Origin of the sequence: Streptomyces sp. NPDC005706 (genome assembly GCF_040631045.1) — a bacterium.
Lineage (GTDB): Bacteria > Actinomycetota > Actinomycetes > Streptomycetales > Streptomycetaceae > Streptomyces.
Window position 1 is genome coordinate 80,171 of the sequence record NZ_JBEXYS010000028.1, and the last position, 17,698, is coordinate 97,868.

17 protein-coding genes are annotated in these 17,698 nt (G+C 72.1%); 16 read left to right on the forward strand and 1 reads right to left on the reverse strand.

The features are described from left to right. Positions 1 to 112 precede the first annotated feature (112 nt). Positions 113 to 1,084 (reverse strand): UDP-glucose 4-epimerase GalE, encoded by a 972-nt coding sequence (galE, locus tag ABZ478_RS31075; protein WP_359554448.1) that lies wholly within the window; start codon positions 1,082 to 1,084, stop codon positions 113 to 115. A 278-nt stretch (positions 1,085 to 1,362) separates the two neighbouring features. On the opposite strand from galE, the gene ABZ478_RS31080 reads away from it, so the two are divergent. The 16 genes from ABZ478_RS31080 to ABZ478_RS31155 form a co-directional block, all read left to right on the forward strand. Continuing rightward, positions 1,363 to 3,171, forward strand: coding sequence for a DUF5941 domain-containing protein (locus tag ABZ478_RS31080; protein WP_359554449.1), 1,809 nt, complete (start codon positions 1,363 to 1,365; stop codon positions 3,169 to 3,171). Further along, complete coding sequence (locus ABZ478_RS31085) at positions 3,168 to 3,920, forward strand: phosphocholine cytidylyltransferase family protein (protein ID WP_359554451.1); 753 nt, start codon at positions 3,168 to 3,170, stop codon at positions 3,918 to 3,920. Before ABZ478_RS31080 ends, ABZ478_RS31085 begins: the two co-directional genes overlap by 4 nt. Next, positions 3,908 to 4,969, forward strand: a complete 1,062-nt coding sequence (locus tag ABZ478_RS31090) for an iron-containing alcohol dehydrogenase family protein (RefSeq protein WP_359554453.1) — start codon at positions 3,908 to 3,910, stop codon at positions 4,967 to 4,969. Before ABZ478_RS31085 ends, ABZ478_RS31090 begins: the two co-directional genes overlap by 13 nt. Beyond that, on the forward strand, positions 4,947 to 5,726 hold the full coding sequence (locus ABZ478_RS31095; RefSeq protein WP_359554456.1) for a CDP-alcohol phosphatidyltransferase family protein: 780 nt from the start codon (positions 4,947 to 4,949) through the stop codon (positions 5,724 to 5,726). Before ABZ478_RS31090 ends, ABZ478_RS31095 begins: the two co-directional genes overlap by 23 nt. Before the next feature lie 5 nt (positions 5,727 to 5,731). Beyond that, positions 5,732 to 6,604, forward strand: coding sequence for a glycosyltransferase (locus ABZ478_RS31100; protein ID WP_359554457.1), 873 nt, complete (start codon positions 5,732 to 5,734; stop codon positions 6,602 to 6,604). Positions 6,605 to 6,699: 95 nt separating this feature from the next. After that, positions 6,700 to 7,629 carry an ABC transporter permease gene (locus tag ABZ478_RS31105; RefSeq protein ID WP_359554460.1) on the forward strand — a complete coding sequence of 310 codons (930 nt, stop codon included), beginning with the start codon at positions 6,700 to 6,702 and terminating at the stop codon, positions 7,627 to 7,629. Further along, a complete protein-coding gene (locus tag ABZ478_RS31110; RefSeq protein WP_359554463.1) occupies positions 7,622 to 8,419 on the forward strand; it encodes an ABC transporter ATP-binding protein in 798 nt (265 codons plus the stop codon). Before ABZ478_RS31105 ends, ABZ478_RS31110 begins: the two co-directional genes overlap by 8 nt. Before the next feature lie 358 nt (positions 8,420 to 8,777). Next, entirely contained in the window at positions 8,778 to 9,674 is an 897-nt protein-coding gene (hpnC, locus tag ABZ478_RS31115) for a squalene synthase HpnC (RefSeq protein WP_359554466.1), read from the forward strand. Continuing rightward, on the forward strand, positions 9,671 to 10,621 hold the full coding sequence (gene hpnD, locus ABZ478_RS31120; RefSeq protein ID WP_359554469.1) for a presqualene diphosphate synthase HpnD: 951 nt from the start codon (positions 9,671 to 9,673) through the stop codon (positions 10,619 to 10,621). Before hpnC ends, hpnD begins: the two co-directional genes overlap by 4 nt. Continuing rightward, a complete protein-coding gene (locus ABZ478_RS31125; RefSeq protein ID WP_359554470.1) occupies positions 10,621 to 10,761 on the forward strand; it encodes a DUF6380 family protein in 141 nt (46 codons plus the stop codon). Before hpnD ends, ABZ478_RS31125 begins: the two co-directional genes overlap by 1 nt. After that, the gene (gene hpnE / locus ABZ478_RS31130) at positions 10,758 to 12,194 is read left to right on the forward strand and encodes a hydroxysqualene dehydroxylase HpnE (RefSeq protein WP_359554473.1); all 1,437 of its coding nucleotides are present in this window, start codon (positions 10,758 to 10,760) and stop codon (positions 12,192 to 12,194) included. Before ABZ478_RS31125 ends, hpnE begins: the two co-directional genes overlap by 4 nt. After that, a complete protein-coding gene (locus ABZ478_RS31135) occupies positions 12,194 to 13,324 on the forward strand; it encodes a polyprenyl synthetase family protein (RefSeq protein ID WP_359554475.1) in 1,131 nt (376 codons plus the stop codon). The genes hpnE and ABZ478_RS31135 overlap by 1 nt, the downstream gene beginning before the upstream one ends. A 114-nt stretch (positions 13,325 to 13,438) precedes the next feature. Beyond that, complete coding sequence (gene shc / locus ABZ478_RS31140; protein WP_359554476.1) at positions 13,439 to 15,490, forward strand: squalene--hopene cyclase; 2,052 nt, start codon at positions 13,439 to 13,441, stop codon at positions 15,488 to 15,490. Between the two features lies 1 nt (position 15,491). Next, complete coding sequence (locus tag ABZ478_RS31145; RefSeq protein ID WP_359554478.1) at positions 15,492 to 16,133, forward strand: 1-hydroxy-2-methyl-2-butenyl 4-diphosphate reductase; 642 nt, start codon at positions 15,492 to 15,494, stop codon at positions 16,131 to 16,133. Positions 16,134 to 16,138: 5 nt separating this feature from the next. Next, positions 16,139 to 17,161: an adenosyl-hopene transferase HpnH gene (hpnH, locus tag ABZ478_RS31150; protein ID WP_359554481.1), complete on the forward strand. Its 1,023-nt coding sequence runs from the start codon at positions 16,139 to 16,141 to the stop codon at positions 17,159 to 17,161. A gap of 4 nt (positions 17,162 to 17,165) precedes the next feature. Further along, a partial coding sequence (locus ABZ478_RS31155; RefSeq protein WP_359554484.1) for a flavodoxin-dependent (E)-4-hydroxy-3-methylbut-2-enyl-diphosphate synthase occupies positions 17,166 to 17,698 on the forward strand: 533 nt, incomplete at its 3' end.

The following is a 17,698-nucleotide window of genomic DNA, read 5'->3' on the forward strand; positions in this document are numbered from 1 at the left end:
CGGGCGGGGGGTATCGGGCAACGCGGCACTGAACACCGTTGTCATCTGCCCTGACCTGCGCAAACAAGCGGCAGGTCAGGCAGCGGACGGCCGCTCGGCGACCGGCTCCGGCTCAGCCGCCGTGGTGCAGCCGCCAGCCCGCCCAGGCCGACTCGATCATTTCCCGCACCCCGAGCCGGGCCCGCCAGCCCAGCGCCTCGGCGGCCCGCTCGGCCAAGGCGACCGCGCGCGGCGCGTCCCCGGGCCGGCGCCCCTCCACCAGCGCGGGCCGCCGGTCGCCGGTGACCTCCCCGATGACCGTGACCATCTCCCGCACGGAGACGCCCTCGCCGCGGCCGATGTTCAGCGTCAGGTCGCCCGCGCGGCCACCCCCGGCGAGCCGCCGGGCCGCCGCCAGGTGGGCCTCGGCGAGGTCGGCGACGTGAATGTAGTCACGTACGCAGGTGCCGTCCGGCGTCGGATAGTCGTCGCCGAAGATCCGCGGGGCCTCGTCCCGGGTGAGCCGGTCGAAGACCATCGGCACGATGTTGAACACCCCGGTGTCCGCCAGTTCCGGCGCGGCCGCCCCCGCCACGTTGAAGTAGCGCAGGCACACCGTGGAGATCCCGTGCGCCTGCCCGGCCGCCCGCACCAGCCACTCCCCGGCCAGCTTGGTCTCGCCGTAGGGGTTCACCGGGGCGCAGGGGGTGTCCTCGGTGATCAGGTCCACGTCCGGGTTGCCGTACACGGCCGCCGACGAGGAGAACAGCAGCCGGTCGATCCCGGCCTCGGCGATCGCGTCCAGCAGCGTGGCCAGGCCGCCCACGTTCTCCCGGTAGTAGCGGGTGGGCTGCGCCACGGACTCGGCGACCTGCTTGCGCGCCGCGAGATGTACCACACCCGTCACGCCGTACTCCGCGAAGACCCGCTTGAGCAGATCCCCGTCCAGCGTCGAGCCCTCGACGAGCGGGACGCCCGCCGGGAGCCGCGCCGGCACGGCGGCCGACAGGTCGTCCAGCGCCACGACGCTCTCGCCGGCGCCGGTCATGGCCCGTGCCACGTGCGCCCCGATGTATCCGGCTCCGCCGGTGATCAGCCAGGTCATGGTCGTCCACCCTATGCCGAACCGGGCATGTGTCCGCGATGCCGGAGGATGCCCGGGTCTGCGCCGCGCGGTTTGTGGGGCGGGCCCCGCATCCCCGATGATGATCGCGGCGAAGGACCGGGCAGCCCCCGTGGGCCGGGCCGTGAACGGCCGGTGAACACGGGCTTCCGCCCATCCGATAGCCTCTGCCGACATGCCGCCCGAGTGCCGCAGGCAGGGGCGCCCCACCACGCAGAAGACCGGCGCCCCCGCGTCGGCACCCAGGGAGTGAGTTTCGGTTGTCGACCGCCATCGTCACCGGTCAGCCGGTCCCCGGATCGTCGCTCGAGAACGATCTGCGGTCCCTCGGCTTCGACGTGCGCGTGGCCGCTGACGCCGCCGAGACCCGGACCCTGCTCGCCGCCGCACCCTCCGGAAGGCGCGTGGCCCTGGTGGACGCCCGCTTCGTCGGCCACCCGCACGCCCTGCGCCTCGGCCTCACCGACCCGCGCTTCCCGCTCGCCGCCGTGCCCGGAGCCGTCACCGCCCAGCCGGAGGCCCGCCAGGCGCTGACCCGGGCGCTGGACCGGGAGACCGCCACCGCGGGCGGGGGTGCCGCGCCGGCCAAGCCGAGCGCGGGGGACGCCGACTCCCTCGCCGACCGCGTCGTCACCACGCTCGACGCCGACGACGCCGGTGTGCACCACCCCGAGCTGGGCAGCCTGGTCGCCGCCGTCCCGGCCGACCCGCAGGCCCGCAACGAGGCACGGCAGGCCGTCGCCGCCGTGGACGACGAGGCCGTACGCCTGAGGTCGGCCGTGAAGTCCCGCGACGGCTTCTTCACCACGTTCTTCATCAGCCCGTACTCGCGCTACATCGCCCGCTGGTGCGCCCGCCGGGGCCTGACCCCCAACCAGGTCACCACCGCCTCGCTGCTCACCGCCCTGATAGCCGCGGGCTGCGCGGCGACCGGTACCCGGGCCGGCTTCGTCGCGGCCGGCGTCCTGCTGATCGCCTCGTTCGTGCTCGACTGCACCGACGGCCAGCTCGCCCGCTACGCCCTGAAGTACTCCACGCTGGGCGCCTGGCTCGACGCCACCTTCGACCGGGCCAAGGAGTACGCCTACTACGCCGGCCTCGCCCTCGGAGCGGCCCGCGGCGGCGACGACGTCTGGGCCCTGGCGCTGGGCGCCATGATCCTGCAGACCTGCCGGCACGTCGTGGACTTCTCCTTCAACGAGGCCAACCACGACGCCACCGCCAACACCAGCCCCACCGCCGCCCTCTCCGACAAGCTGGACAGCGTCGGCTGGACGGTCTGGGTGCGCCGGATGATCGTCCTGCCGATCGGCGAGCGCTGGGCGATGATCGCCGTCCTCACCGCGGTCACCACCCCGCGCATCACCTTCTACGTGCTGCTCGCCGGCTGCGCCTTCGCCGCGACGTACACCACGGCCGGCCGTGTGCTGCGCTCGGTGACCCGCAAGGCGCGGCGCACCGAGCGGGCGGCCCAGGCGCTGGCCGACCTCGCCGACAACGGCCCGCTCGCCTCGTACGTGGCACGTGCCACCCGGGTCCGCCTCGGCGCCCCACTGCTCGTGGCCCTGGCCGGCACCGCCGTGCTCGCCGTCTCCCTCTTCGCCGGCCCGGCCTGGGCGCCCGTCGCCGGCGCCGCCGTCTACGCCGTCACCGCCGGCCAGGCCCTGTACCGCCCCCTCAAGGGCGCCCTCGACTGGCTGCTCCCGCCGCTGTTCCGCGCCGCCGAGTACGGCACCGTGCTGGTACTGGCGGCCCACGCGGACGTGAACGGAGCCCTTCCCGCGGCTTTCGGCCTGGTGGCGGCCGTCGCCTACCATCACTACGACACGGTGTACCGCATCCGCGGCAACGCCGGAGCGCCCCCGGCCTGGCTGGTGCGCGCCATCGGGGGGCAGGAGGGGCGGACGCTGCTCGTCACCGTCCTGGCCGCGGTGCTCACCGCCTCGCAGTTCAAGGCCGCGCTCACGGTCCTCGCCGTGGCCGTCGCCGTGCTGGTGCTCGTCGAGAGCATCCGCTTCTGGGTGTCCGCAGGGGCGCCCGCCGTACACGACGAAGGAGAACCCGCATGATCGGCCTCGTGCTGGCGGCCGGCGCCGGACGGCGTCTGCGTCCCTACACCGACAGCCTTCCCAAGGCTCTGGTGCCGGTGGGCCCCGCGGGCATAGAGGGCGAGCCGACGGTCCTGGACCTCACCCTCGGCAACTTCGCCGAGATCGGCCTGACCGAGGTCGCGATCATCGTCGGCTACCGCAAGGAGGCCGTGTACGAGCGCAAGGCGGCCCTCGAGGCGAAGTACGGCCTCAAGCTCACCCTCATCGACAACGACAAGGCCGAGGAGTGGAACAACGCCTACTCCCTGTGGTGCGGCCGTGACGCCCTCAAGGACGGTGTGATCCTCGCCAACGGCGACACCGTGCACCCGGTCTCGGTGGAGCGCACGCTGCTCGCGGCCCGCGGCGAGGGCAAGCGGATCATCCTCGCGCTGGACACCGTGAAGTCCCTGGCGGACGAGGAGATGAAGGTCGTCGTGGACCCCGCCGAGGGCGTCCGGAAGATCACCAAGCTGATGGACCCCGCCGAGGCCACCGGTGAGTACATCGGCGTCACCCTCATCGAGGGCGACGCGGCCCCCGAGCTGGCCGACGCCCTGAAGACGGTCTTCGAGACCGACCCCCAGCAGTTCTACGAGCACGGCTACCAGGAGCTGGTGAACCGCGGCTTCCGGATCGACGTCGCGCCGATCGGCGACGTGCAGTGGGTGGAGATCGACAACCACGACGACCTCGCCCGTGGACGGGAGATCGCGTGCCAGTACTGACCCGGCTGATCCCCTCGCCGCTCGTCGTCGACATCCGCCCGGGTGCCCTCGACGACCTGGCCGGGGTCCTCGCCGACGAGCGCATCTCGCAGTCCGGCCGGCTCGCCGTCGCCGTCAGCAACGGCTCGGGCGCCCGGCTGCGCGAACGCCTCGCCCCGTCGCTGCCCGGCGCCACCTGGTACGAGGTCGGCGGCGGCACCATCGACGACGCTGTCCGGCTGGCGAGCGACATAAAGGCCGACCGCTACGACGCCGTCGTCGGACTCGGCGGCGGGAAGATCATCGACTGCGCCAAGTTCGCCGCCGCGCGCGTCGGGCTGCCGCTGGTCGCCGTCGCCACCAACCTCGCGCACGACGGTCTGTGCTCGCCGGTCGCGACCCTCGACAACGACGCGGGCCGCGGCTCGTACGGTGTGCCGAACCCGATCGCGGTCGTCATCGACCTCAACGTGATCCGTGAGGCGCCGGTCCGCTTCGTGCGCTCCGGTATCGGCGACGCCATCTCCAACATCTCCGCGGTCGCGGACTGGGAGCTGGCCAACCGGGTCAACGGCGAGAAGATCGACGGTCTCGCCGCCGCCATGGCCCGGCAGGCCGGCGAGTCGGTGCTCAGGCACCCCGGCGGCGTCGGCGACGACGGCTTCCTGCAGGTGCTGGCCGAAGCCCTCGTCCTCACCGGCATCGCCATGTCCGTCTCCGGTGACTCCCGCCCCTCCTCAGGGGCCTGCCACGAGATCAACCACGCCTTCGACCTGCTCTACCCGAAGCGGGCGGCCGCCCACGGCGAGCAGTGCGGCATCGGCGCGGCCTTCGCGATGTACCTGCGCGGAGCGCACGAGGAGGCGGCGTACATGGCCGGCGTACTGCGCCGGCACGGGCTTCCGGTGCTGCCGGAGGAGATCGGCTTCTCGGTGGACGAGTTCGTCCGCGCCGTGGAGTTCGCTCCGGAGACCAGGCCCGGCCGCTACACGATCCTCGAACACCTCGACCTCAAGACGAACCAGATCAAGGACACCTACGCCGACTATGTCAAGGCCATCGGTAGCTGAACTCCGTCCGGTCGTCCACCCCGTCGGGGTGAAGGACCGGCGCAGCGGTGAGCACTGGGGAGGACGCCTCTACATGCGAGAGGTGTCCCTGCGCGTCGACCGCTACCTGGTGAACACCCGGGTCACGCCCAACCAGCTCACGTACCTGATGACCCTCTGCGGGGTGCTCGCGGCCCCGGCGCTGCTGGTGCCGGGGATCACGGGCGCCGTGCTCGGCGTGGTCGCCACCCAGCTCTACCTGCTGCTGGACTGCGTCGACGGCGAGGTCGCCCGCTGGAAGCAGCAGTACTCGCTCAGCGGGGTCTACCTGGACCGGGTCGGTGCCTACCTCACCGACGCGGCCGTCCTGGTCGGCCTCGGGCTGCGCGCCGCCGACCTGTGGGGCGGCGGCCGGATCGACTGGCTGTGGGCCTTCCTCGGCACGCTCGCCGCGCTGGGCGCCATCCTGATCAAGGCCGAGACCGACCTGGTCGGCGTCGCCCGGCACCAGGCCGGGAAGCCGCCGGTCCAGGAGGCGGCGGCCGAGCCGCGCTCCTCCGGCATGGCGCTGGCCCGCCGGGCCGCCGCGGCGCTGAAGTTCCACCGGCTGATCCTCGGCATCGAGGCCGCGCTGCTGATCCTGGTCCTGGCGATCGCCGACCAGATCCACGGCGACCTGTTCTTCACCCGGCTCGGCACCGCCGTCCTCGCGGGCATCGCCCTGCTGCAGACCGTGCTGCACCTGGTGTCCATCCTGGCGTCCAGCAGGCTGAGGTGAGTGCCATGAAGGTCGGCGCGGTCATCATCACCATGGGCAACCGGCCCGAGGAGCTGAGGGCACTGCTCGACTCCGTCGCCAAGCAGGACGGCGACCGCGTCGAGGTGGTCGTCGTCGGCAACGGCTCGCCCGTCCCGGACGTCCCCGAGGGCGTCCGGACCGTGGAACTGCCCGAGAACCTGGGCATCCCCGGCGGCCGCAACGTCGGCATAGCGGCCTTCGGGCCCGCCGGCCGCGATGTCGACATACTGCTCTTCCTGGACGACGACGGCCTGCTGGCCCGCCACGACACGGCCGAGCTGTGCCGCGAGGCCTTCACGGCCGACCCGGAGCTCGGCATCATCAGCTTCCGCATCGCGGACCCCGAGACCGGCGAGACCCAGCGCCGGCACGTGCCCCGGCTGCGCGCCTCCGACCCGATGCGCTCCTCCCGGGTCACCACCTTCCTCGGCGGCGCCAACGCCGTCCGCACCCGGGTCTTCGCCGACGCCGGCGTCCTCCCGGACGAGTTCTTCTACGCCCACGAGGAGACCGACCTGGCCTGGCGGGCCCTCGACGCCGGCTGGATGATCGACTACCGGTCCGACATGGTGCTCTACCACCCGACGACCGCGCCCTCGCGGCACGCGGTGTACCACCGCATGGTCGCCCGCAACCGGGTCTGGCTGGCCCGCCGCAACCTCCCCGCCCTCCTGGTCCCGGTCTACCTCGGGGTCTGGCTGCTGCTCACGCTGCTGCGCCGGCCCTCCGGACCGGCCCTGAAGGCCTGGTTCGGCGGCTTCAAGGAGGGGTGGAGCAGCCCCTGCGGGCCCCGGAGCCCGATGCGCTGGCGTACGGTGTGGCGGCTGACCCGACTGGGCCGGCCCCCGGTGATCTGACAAGCTCGACCGTACGGACCCGCCCCGGCGGGCGGGTCCGCCGCCCTTGAAGACGCAACCGTGCAAGACGTACTCGAAGACGAAAGCTTCCACCCGTGAGTGAGACAACGCATGACGCCGGAGTCGCGGTGACCGCGGCCCCGTCGCCCGACGAGGGACTGACGGCCGCCCAGCTCGCCGCCAAGTACGGACTCGCGGTGAGCGGCGCCCGGCCCTCGCTCGCCGAGTACGTGGGCCAGCTGTGGGGGCGCCGCCACTTCATCCTCGCCTTCTCCCAGGCGAAGCTGACCGCGCAGTACAGCCAGGCCAAGCTGGGCCAGCTCTGGCAGGTGGCGACCCCGCTGCTGAACGCGGCGGTCTACTACTTCATCTTCGGCGTCATCCTGCACGCGAGCCGCGGCATGTCCCAGGACGTGTACATCCCGTTCCTGGTCACGGGCGTGTTCGTGTTCACCTTCACGCAGAGCTCGGTCATGACCGGCGTCCGCGCGATCTCCGGCAACCTGGGCCTGGTGCGCGCCCTGCACTTCCCGCGCGCCTCGCTGCCCGTCTCCTTCTCGCTGCAGCAGCTCCAGCAGCTGCTGTTCTCGATGATCGTGATGTTCATCGTGGCCATCGGGTTCGGCAGCTACCCGGGGATGTCCTGGCTGCTGATCATCCCGGTGCTGGTGCTGCAGTTCCTGTTCAACACCGGTCTCGCGCTGATCGTCGCCCGCCTCGGCGCCAAGACCCCGGACCTCGCCCAGCTGATGCCGTTCGTCCTGCGCACCTGGATGTACGCCTCCGGTGTCATGTTCTCCATCAGCAAGATGATGGAGGGCCGCCCCGAGTGGGTGGTCCGGCTGCTGCAGGTCAACCCGGCCGCCGTCTACATGGACCTGATGCGGTTCGCGCTGATCGACGGGTACGGCGCCTCGAACCTGCCGCCGCACGTGTGGGCCATCGCCCTGTTCTGGGCCGTGATCGTATTCGCCGGCGGCTTCGTGTACTTCTGGAAGGCGGAGGAGAGGTACGGCCGTGGCTGAGACCGACATCCAGGACACCCCGGACCCGCGCCCGACCGTCATCGCGGACGAGCTGCACATCGTCTACCGGGTCAACGGCGCCAGGACCGGCAAGGGCAGCGCCACCGCCGCCCTCAGCCGCATACTCAAGCGCGGCTCCGACGACGGGGCGCGCGGCGTGCGCAAGGTGCACGCGGTGCGCGGAGTCTCCTTCGTCGCCCGCCGCGGAGAGGCGATCGGCCTGATCGGATCCAACGGCTCCGGCAAGTCCACGCTGCTGCGCGCCATCGCCGGACTGCTCCCCGCCGAGAGCGGCAAGGTCTACACCGACGGCCAGCCCTCCCTGCTCGGCGTCAACGCCGCCCTGATGAACGACCTCACCGGTGAGCGCAACGTCATCCTCGGCGGTCTCGCGATGGGCATGTCCCGCGAGCAGGTCAAGGAGCGCTACCAGGACATCGTCGACTTCTCGGGGATCAACGAGAAGGGCGACTTCATCACCCTGCCGATGCGGACGTACTCCTCCGGCATGGCGGCCCGGCTGCGCTTCTCCATCGCCGCCGCCAAGGACCACGACGTCCTCATGATCGACGAGGCGCTGGCCACCGGTGACCGCAAGTTCCAGAAGCGCTCGGAGGCGCGGATCCGGGAACTGCGCAAGGAGGCCGGCACGGTCTTCCTGGTCAGCCACAACAACAAGTCCATCCGCGACACCTGCGACCGCGTCCTGTGGCTGGAACGCGGTGAACTGCGCATGGACGGACCCACCGAAGAGGTCCTCAAGGAGTACGAGAAGTTCACGGGCAAGTGACCCGTTTCGGCCAGGGCCCCGCGGAACCTCTCCGGCGGGGCCCTGCGTCTGCAAAGGAAACGTCAACTCGCGCATGACGTAGGAATCTTGACGGCAATTGGTGTGTTGTTGTGATGCGCGGGACACCCTGCCGGTCCAAGCTGCGTTGTACAACGTAAGCTGTACCGGTCCCCGAAAGCGGCACATGGGGCGATAAAGCGCGACACCCTCCGCCGGGCCGCCCCGCGGAGGGCCAGGCGGCGTGTCCGAAATAGTGTGTATCGGATCGGCAGTGTAGAACGGGAGATGTGACGGCAATGGCTACGGAAACTCCCCAGCTCAGCGCAGCATGTGCCGTCCACGCCCCGGGCAGCCCGCGGTGACGGCAACCCGCACGGCGCCGGACCTGGAGCGCGCCACCCTCGACAAGGCCGCGAGCGAGAACTTCCCCGTGGCCCCCTTCTTCCTGCCCCGCGCCTGGCGCGACGACCTCATGGCCGTGTACGGATTCGCCCGCCTGGTGGACGACATCGGCGACGGCGACCTCGCCCCCGGCGGCGCCGACGCCCGCGCCCTCGGTGTGCCGGCCGCCGAGGCCGGGGACCGGCTGGTCCTCCTCGACGCCTTCGAGGCCGATCTGCGCCGGGTCTTCGACGGCACCCCGCGCCACCCGCTGCTGCGCCGCCTGCAGCCCACGGCACGCCGCCGCTCCCTCACCCCCGAGCCGTTCCTCGGCCTGATCGCCGCCAACCGTCAGGACCAACTGGTGCGGCGCTACGAGACCTACGACGACCTCCTCGCCTACTGCGAACTGTCCGCGAACCCCGTCGGCCGCCTCGTCCTCGCCGTGACCGGCACCGCGACCCCCGAGCGGATCCGGCTGTCCGACTCGATCTGCACCGCGCTGCAGATCGTCGAGCACCTCCAGGACGTCGCGGAGGACCTCGGCCGTGACCGGATCTATCTGCCGGCCCAGGACATGAAACGTTTCCACGTCCAGGAAACCGACCTCGCCGCGAAAATCGCGAGCGCTTCGGTGCGCGCCCTGGTTGCATACGAAGCACAACGCGCCCGCGATCTGCTGAATGAAGGCGCCCCCTTGGTGGGTAGCGTCCACGGCAGGTTGAAGCTGCTGCTCGCGGGGTTCGTGGCGGGGGGAAGGGCGGCGGTCCGGGCGATCGCCGCCGCCGAATACGACGTACTTCCCGGCCCGCCCAAGCCCGGCAAGGTCCAGTTGCTGCGTGAGGCGGGCGCGACTCTGCGAGGAGAGGGGTGATCCGGACCGTGGAGTCTGTGCCGCACGTGTCCGCACCGGTACTCGCCGCATACGGCTACTGCGAGGCCGTCACCGGGCAGCAGGCCCGCAACTTCGCCTACGGCATCCGGCTGCTGCCGACGCCCAAGCGGCGCGCCATGTCCGCGCTGTACGCGTTCTCCCGGCGCGTCGACGACATCGGCGACGGCGGCCTGCCGGCCGAGGTGAAGGTCGCGCGGCTCGAGGACACCCGGGAACTGCTCACCCTGATCCGCGCCGGCGAGATCGAGGAGGACCACACCGACCCGGTGGCGGTGGCCCTCGCCGATGCCGCGCGCGCCTTCCCGATCCCGCTCGGCGGTCTGGACGAGCTGATCGACGGCGTCCAGATGGACGTGCGCGGCGAGACCTACGAGACCTGGCACGACCTGAAGGTCTACTGCCGCTGCGTGGCCGGCGCCATCGGCCGTCTCTCGCTCGGCGTCTTCGGTACGGAACCGGGCGCGCGCGGCGCCGAGCGCGCCCCCGAGTACGCCGACACGCTCGGCCTCGCGCTACAGCTCACCAACATCCTCCGCGACGTCCGTGAGGACGCCGAGGGCGGGCGCACCTATCTGCCCGCCGACGACCTGGCCAAGTTCGGCTGCTCGGCCGGGTTCGACGGGCCCACTCCACCGCAGGGCTCCGACTTCGCCGGCCTCGTGCACTTCGAAGTGCGGCGGGCCCGCGCCCTGTTCGCCGAGGGCTACCGGCTGCTCCCCATGCTCGACCGGCGCAGCGGCGCCTGCGTGGCCGCCATGGCCGGCATCTACCGCCGGCTGCTGGACCGCATCGAGCGCGACCCCGGGGCCGTGCTGCGCGGCCGGGTCTCGCTGCCCGGACGCGAGAAGGCGTACGTCGCCGTGCGCGGACTGTCCGGCCTCGACACCCGGCACGTCTCCCGGCGGACCGTCAGGAGGCGCGCCTGATGGGTTCCCGGGAACCGTCCGGTTCCGACGATGCGGCGCGGCGGGCAACCCCGCGCTGCGGCGTGGCGTCCCTGACTGCGACGGGCGACCGTGCACCGTTCATCCAGCACGGTCGGCACGCAGGGAAGGACGCAGGATGAGCGAGGGCTCCCGCGCCGAACAGGCGCACGCCGGTGCCCGGGCACCCGAGGCCCCGGCGCGGCGTACCGCCGTCGTCGTCGGCGGCGGTCTCGCCGGTATCACCGCGGCTCTCGCGCTCGCCGACGCGGGCGTCGACGTCACGCTCGTCGAAGGCAGACCCCGGCTGGGCGGTCTCGCCTTCTCCTTCCAGCGCGGCGAGTTGACCGTCGACAACGGCCAGCACGTGTACCTGCGCTGCTGCACCGCCTACCGCTGGTTCCTCGACCGGATCGAGGGCGCGGCGCTGGCGCCGCTGCAGGACCGCCTGGACGTGCCCGTCGTCGACGTCGCCAAGCCCGAGGGCAAACGGCTCGGGCGGCTGCGGCGCGACCCGCTGCCCGTCCCCCTCCACCTGGGGCGCAGCCTGGCCACCTACCCGCACCTCTCGCTCGCCGAGCGCGCCGCCGTCGGGCGCGCCGCGCTCGCGCTCAAGGGGCTCGACCTCACCGATCCGGCCCTGGACGCACAGGACTTCGGCAGCTGGCTGGCCGCGCACGGCCAGTCGGCGCGGGCCGTCGAGGCCCTGTGGGACCTGGTCGGGGTCGCCACCCTCAACGCGGTCGCGGGCGACGCCTCACTGGGGCTCGCCGCGATGGTGTTCAAGACCGGTCTGCTGTCCGACCCGGGCGCGGCCGACATCGGCTGGGCCGCCGTACCGCTCGGCGAACTGCACGACCGGCTGGCGCGCAAGGCGCTCGACTCCGCGGGCGTCCGTACCGAAGTCCGTACACGCGTCACCTCCGTCTCCCTCAACGGGAACGGAGGCTGGAGCGTTCAGGTTCCCGGCGAAACACTCCGCGCCGACGCGGTCGTCCTCGCCGTGCCCCAGCGCGAGACGCACGGCCTGCTGCCGCCCGGCGCCCTCGACGACCCCGGGCGGCTGCTGGAGATCGGCACCGCGCCCATCCTCAACGTGCACGTCGTCTACGACCGCCCGGTGCTCGCCCGGCCGTTCGTCGCCGCCCTCGGCACCCGCGTGCAGTGGGTCTTCGACCGCACCGACGCCTCCGGGCTGCGCGAGGGCCAGTACCTCGCGGTGTCCCAGTCGGCCGCGCTGGACGACATCGACGAACCGGTCGCCGTGCTCCGCGAGCGCTACCTGCCCGAGCTGGAGCGGCTGATTCCCGGTGCGCGCGGCGCCGTGGTGAAGGACTTCTTCGTGACCCGGGAGCGCACGGCGACGTTCGCCCCCACCCCCGGCGTCGGCCGGCTGCGGCCCGGCGCCCGCACCAAGGCTCCCGGCCTGTACCTGGCCGGAGCGTGGACCGCCACCGGGTGGCCCGCGACCATGGAGAGTGCGGTCCGCAGCGGCGTGAGCGCGGCCGACGCCGCGCTGAACGCCCTGGGCCGGCCCCGCCCCGCCCGCCTCTTCGCGTTCGAGGAGGCGGCCTGATGACCGAGCACTACGCGGCGGGCCCCACCCCCGGTACCGCAACAACAGGAGAGACTGTGCCCACTGTGCCCCCCGCCTCGACGGCCGACTCGAGGACCGCGGTGGACGTGACCGCGCTGCTGGAGCGCGGCCGCACCCTGGCCACCCCGGTCCTGCGCGCCGCCGTCGACCGCCTGGCGCCGCCCATGGACACCGTCGCCGCCTACCACTTCGGCTGGATCGACGCCGCGGGCAACCCGGCCGACGGGGACGGCGGCAAGGCCGTGCGCCCCGCCCTCGCCGTGCTCTCCGCCGAGGTGACCGGCGCCGCGCCCGAGGTGGGCGTCCCCGGCGCGGTCGCCGTGGAACTCGTCCACAACTTCTCGCTGCTGCACGACGACCTGATGGACGGCGACGAGCAGCGCCGGCACCGCGACACCGTCTGGAAGGTGCACGGCCCCGCCCAGGCCATCCTGGTCGGTGACGCCCTGTTCGCCCTCGGCAACGAGGTCCTGCTGGAGCTCGGCACCGTCGAGGCCGGCCGCGCCACCCGCCGGCTGACCACCGCCACCCGCGCCCTGATCGACGGTCAGGCGCAGGACATCTCCTACGAGCACCGCGACCGCGTCAGCGTCGAGGAGTGCCTGGAGATGGAGGGCAACAAGACCGGCGCGCTGCTCGCCTGCGCCTCCTCGATCGGCGCGGTCCTCGGCGGCGCGGACGACGCCACCGCCGACGCGCTGGAGCGCTACGGCTACCACCTCGGACTCGCCTTCCAGGCCGTCGACGACCTCCTCGGCATCTGGGGCGACCCGGAGGCCACCGGCAAGCAGACCTGGAGCGACCTGCGCCAGCGCAAGAAGTCCCTGCCGGTGGTGGCCGCGCTCGCGGCGGGCGGCGACGCCTCCGAACGGCTCGGCGAGATCCTCGCCGCCGACGCCAAGAGCAGCGACTTCGAGAACTTCTCCGAGGAGGAGTTCGCGGCCCGGGCCGCCCTCATCGAGGAGGCCGGCGGCCGAGAGTGGACGGCAGGGGAGGCACGCCGGCAGCACGCGATCGCCGTCGAGGCACTCGACGCCGTCCACATGCCCGACCGGGTGAGGGCCGCCTTCACGGCACTCGCCGATTTCGTCGTCGTACGGAAGAGATGATCACTATCGGCCGAATAACCCTCGCGTAGTCGCCGGCCGGTGCCGCGGATGACGGCACCGGCCGACGGCGGACCCACAGCAGCACGACTCGCACGACTGCACGAAGGGGAAGCCATGACAGCGACGACCGACGGAAGCACCGGAGCGACCATGCCGCCCCGCGCTGCCGCGGCCAGCGAAACAGACATCACCATCCCCGAGGCGGCCGGGGTACCAGAAGCCGCCGAACGCGCCGCGCGCCGCGCCACCGACTTCCTGCTCGCCCGGCAGGACGCCCAGGGCTGGTGGAAGGGCGACCTGGAGACGAACGTCACCATGGACGCCGAAGACCTGCTGCTCCGTCAGTTCCTGGGCATCCTGGACGAGGAGACGACGCGGGCCGCCGCCCTGTTCATCCGCGGCGAGCAGCGCCCGGACGGCACCTGGGCCACCTTCTACGGCGGCCCCGGCGAACTGTCCACCACCATCGAGGCGTACGTCGCCCTGCGGCTGGCCGGCGACGCGCCCGACGCCCCGCACATGGCGAAGGCCTCGGCCTGGGTCCGCGAACGCGGCGGCATCGCCGCCTCCCGTGTCTTCACCCGGATCTGGCTCGCCCTGTTCGGCTGGTGGAAGTGGGACGATCTGCCCGAACTCCCGCCGGAACTCATCTACTTCCCCCGCTGGATGCCGCTCAACATCTACGACTTCGGGTGCTGGGCCCGGCAGACCATCGTGCCGCTGACCATCGTCTCGGCCAAGCGCCCCGTCCGCCCGGCCCCCTTCCCGCTGGACGAGCTGCACACCGACCCGGCCGACCCCAACCCCGCCAAGCCGCTGGCACCGGCGGCGAGTTGGGACGGCGCCTTCCAGCGCCTCGACAAGGCGCTGCACCGACTGCGCAAGGTCGTCCCGCGCCGGCTGCGCAGGGCCGCGATGAACTCCGCCGCCCGCTGGATCATCGAGCGGCAGGAGAACGACGGCTGCTGGGGCGGCATCCAGCCCCCGGCCGTGTACTCGGTCATCGCCCTGCGCCTGCTCGGCTACGACCTCCAGCACCCGGTGATGCGCGAGGGTCTCGCCTCACTGGACCGCTTCGCCGTGTGGCGCGAGGACGGCGCCCGGATGATCGAGGCCTGCCAGTCCCCGGTGTGGGACACCTGCCTCGCCACCATCGCGCTCGTCGACGCGGGCCTGCCGGTCGACCATCCGCAACTGGTCAGGGCGGCCGACTGGATGCTCGGCGAGGAGATCGTCCGGCCCGGTGACTGGGCCGTGAAGCGACCCCAACTTCCGCCCGGCGGGTGGGCGTTCGAGTTCCACAACGACAACTACCCCGACATCGACGACACCGCCGAGGTGGCTCTCGCGCTGCGCCGGGTCCGGCACCACGACCCCGAGCGCGTGGACCACGCCGTCGGGCGCGCGGTGCGCTGGAACCTGGGGATGCAGTCGAGGAACGGCGCGTGGGGCGCCTTCGACGTCGACAACACCAGCCCGTTCCCGAACCGGCTGCCGTTCTGCGACTTCGGCGAGGTCATCGACCCGCCGTCCGCCGACGTCACCGCCCACGTCGTCGAGATGCTCGCCGCCGAGGGCCTGGCCCACGATCCCCGCACCCGGCGCGGCATCGACTGGCTGCTCGCCGAACAGGAGCCCGACGGCTCGTGGTTCGGACGTTGGGGCGTCAACTACCTGTACGGCACCGGTTCCGTGGTGCCCGCCCTCACCGCGGCCGGTCTGCCCGGCTCCCACCCGGCGATCCGGCGGGCGGTGGCCTGGCTGGAGAAGGTGCAGAACGACGACGGCGGCTGGGGCGAGGACCTGCGCTCCTACAAGCACGTCAAGGAGTGGAGCGGCCGCGGCGCCTCCACCGCCTCGCAGACCGGCTGGGCGCTGATGGCGCTGCTCGCGGCGGGGGAGCGGGACTCGCAGGCCGTGGAACGCGGCATCCAGTGGCTGGCCGCGACCCAGCGGGAGGACGGCTCCTGGGACGAGCCGTACTTCACCGGCACCGGCTTCCCCTGGGACTTCTCCATCAACTACCACCTGTACCGCCAGGTGTTCCCGCTCACCGCGCTCGGCCGCTATCTGCACGGCGACCCCTTCGAGCGGCCCCCGCTCGCCCGGGCCAGGAGGTCCCACTCCGACGGCAGGAAGCCGCTGCCCGAGGCCACGGTGAGCTGAGGTGAGCACCCGGCCCGCCCCGCCTCCGCTGCTGATCGCCTGCGCGCTCGGCATCGAGCACCTCGCCCTGCGCACCGGCGACCGCGGCGGGGCGGGAGGGCCGGTCACCTTCGTCCGCACCGGCATGGGGCCCCGGGCGGCGGAACGGTCCGTCACCCGGTACCTGTCCGAGCCGGCGCTCACCGCCGCGGCCGTTCTGGCCACCGGCTTCTGCGCCGGGCTCGCCCCCGGTATGCACCCCGGCGACCTGGTCGTCGCCGAGGAGACCCGGGACCCGCGCGGGACCGTCCCGTGCGTGGACACCGAACCGCTCGTCAAGGAGCTCGCGCGCGTCCTGCCCGGGCGCACCGTCCACACCGGACCGCTCACCGGCTCCGACCACGTCGTCCGCGGCCCGGAGCGGTCCGCGCTGCGCGCGACCGGCGCGATCGCCGTCGACATGGAGTCGGCGGCCACGCTGCTGAGCGCCGTGCGCGCCGGCGAGCGTCCGGTTGCGGCCGTACGGGTGGTCGTGGACGCTCCGGAACATGAACTCGTCCGGATCGGCACGTTGCGCGGTGGAATATCAGCCTTCCGCGTTCTTCGTTCCGTTCTTCCCGCATTTTATGAATGGCACCGTTCTTTGTCGCTCCCCCGGAGGTGAGCCAGATGGCCATGCCGTTGCGTCAGTCCATCAAGGTCGCTACATACCTGGCCGAACAGAAACTCCGCAGGCGGGACAAGTTTCCGCTGATCGTCGAACTGGAACCGCTCTTCGCCTGCAACCTCAAGTGCGAGGGCTGCGGCAAGATCCAGCACCCGGCCGGTGTGCTCAAGCAGCGCATGCCGGTCGCCCAGGCCGTGGGCGCGGTGCTGGAGTCGGGTGCGCCGATGGTGTCCATCGCCGGCGGGGAACCGCTGATGCACCCGCAGATCGACGAGATCGTGCGCCAGCTCGTGGCCAGGCGGAAGTACGTCTTCCTCTGCACCAACGCACTGCTGATGCGCAAGAAGATGGACAAGTTCACGCCCTCGCCCTACTTCGCCTTCGCGGTGCACATCGACGGGCTGCGGGAGCGGCACGACGAGTCGGTCGCGAAGGAGGGGGTGTTCGACGAGGCGGTGGAGGCCATCAAGGAGGCCAAGCGGCGCGGCTTCCGGGTGACCACCAACTCCACCTTCTTCAACACCGACACCCCCCAGACGATCATCGAGGTGCTCAACTTCCTCAATGACGACCTGCGGGTGGACGAGATGATGATCTCGCCCGCCTACGCCTACGAGAAGGCGCCCGACCAGGAGCACTTCCTGGGCGTGGAGCAGACCCGCGAGCTGTTCCGGAAGGCCTTCGCGGGCGGCAACCGCCGCAAGTGGCGGCTCAACCACTCCCCGCTCTTCCTGGACTTCCTGGAGGGCAAGGTCGACTTCCCCTGCACCGCCTGGGCGATCCCGAACTACTCGCTCTTCGGCTGGCAGCGCCCCTGCTACCTGATGAGCGACGGCTACGTCCCGACGTACCGCGAGCTCATCGAGGAGACCGACTGGGACAAGTACGGCCGCGGCAAGGACCCGCGCTGCGCCAACTGCATGGCGCACTGCGGCTACGAGCCCACCGCCGTCCTTGCCACCATGGGCTCCCTGAAGGAGTCGCTGCGGGCCATGCGCGAGACCGTCTCCGGAAACCGGGAGTGACGCCATGACCGCCGTGCCTCTGGGTGTCCCCGAGGTGCCGGCCCGGCCGGTCGCGCCGCGGCGTGTGTCGCGGCGGATCGATGTCGGGCCGGTGGCGGTGGGGGGCGGAGCCCCGGTCTCGGTGCAGTCGATGACGACGACCCGTACGTCGGACATCGGTGCCACCCTCCAGCAGATCGCCGAGCTGACCGCGTCCGGCTGCCAGATCGTCCGGGTCGCCTGCCCCACGCAGGACGACGCGGACGCGCTGCCGGCCATCGCCCGCAAGTCGCGGATCCCGGTGATCGCGGACATCCACTTCCAGCCCAAGTACGTCTTCGCCGCGATCGAGGCGGGCTGCGCGGCGGTGCGGGTGAACCCGGGCAACATCAAGCAGTTCGACGACCAGGTGAAGGAGATCGCGCGGGCCGCCAGGGACCACGGCACCCCGATCCGGATCGGTGTCAACGCGGGTTCCCTGGACAGGCGGCTGCTGCAGAAGTACGGCAAGGCCACCCCGGAGGCGCTCGTCGAGTCGGCCCTGTGGGAGGCGTCCCT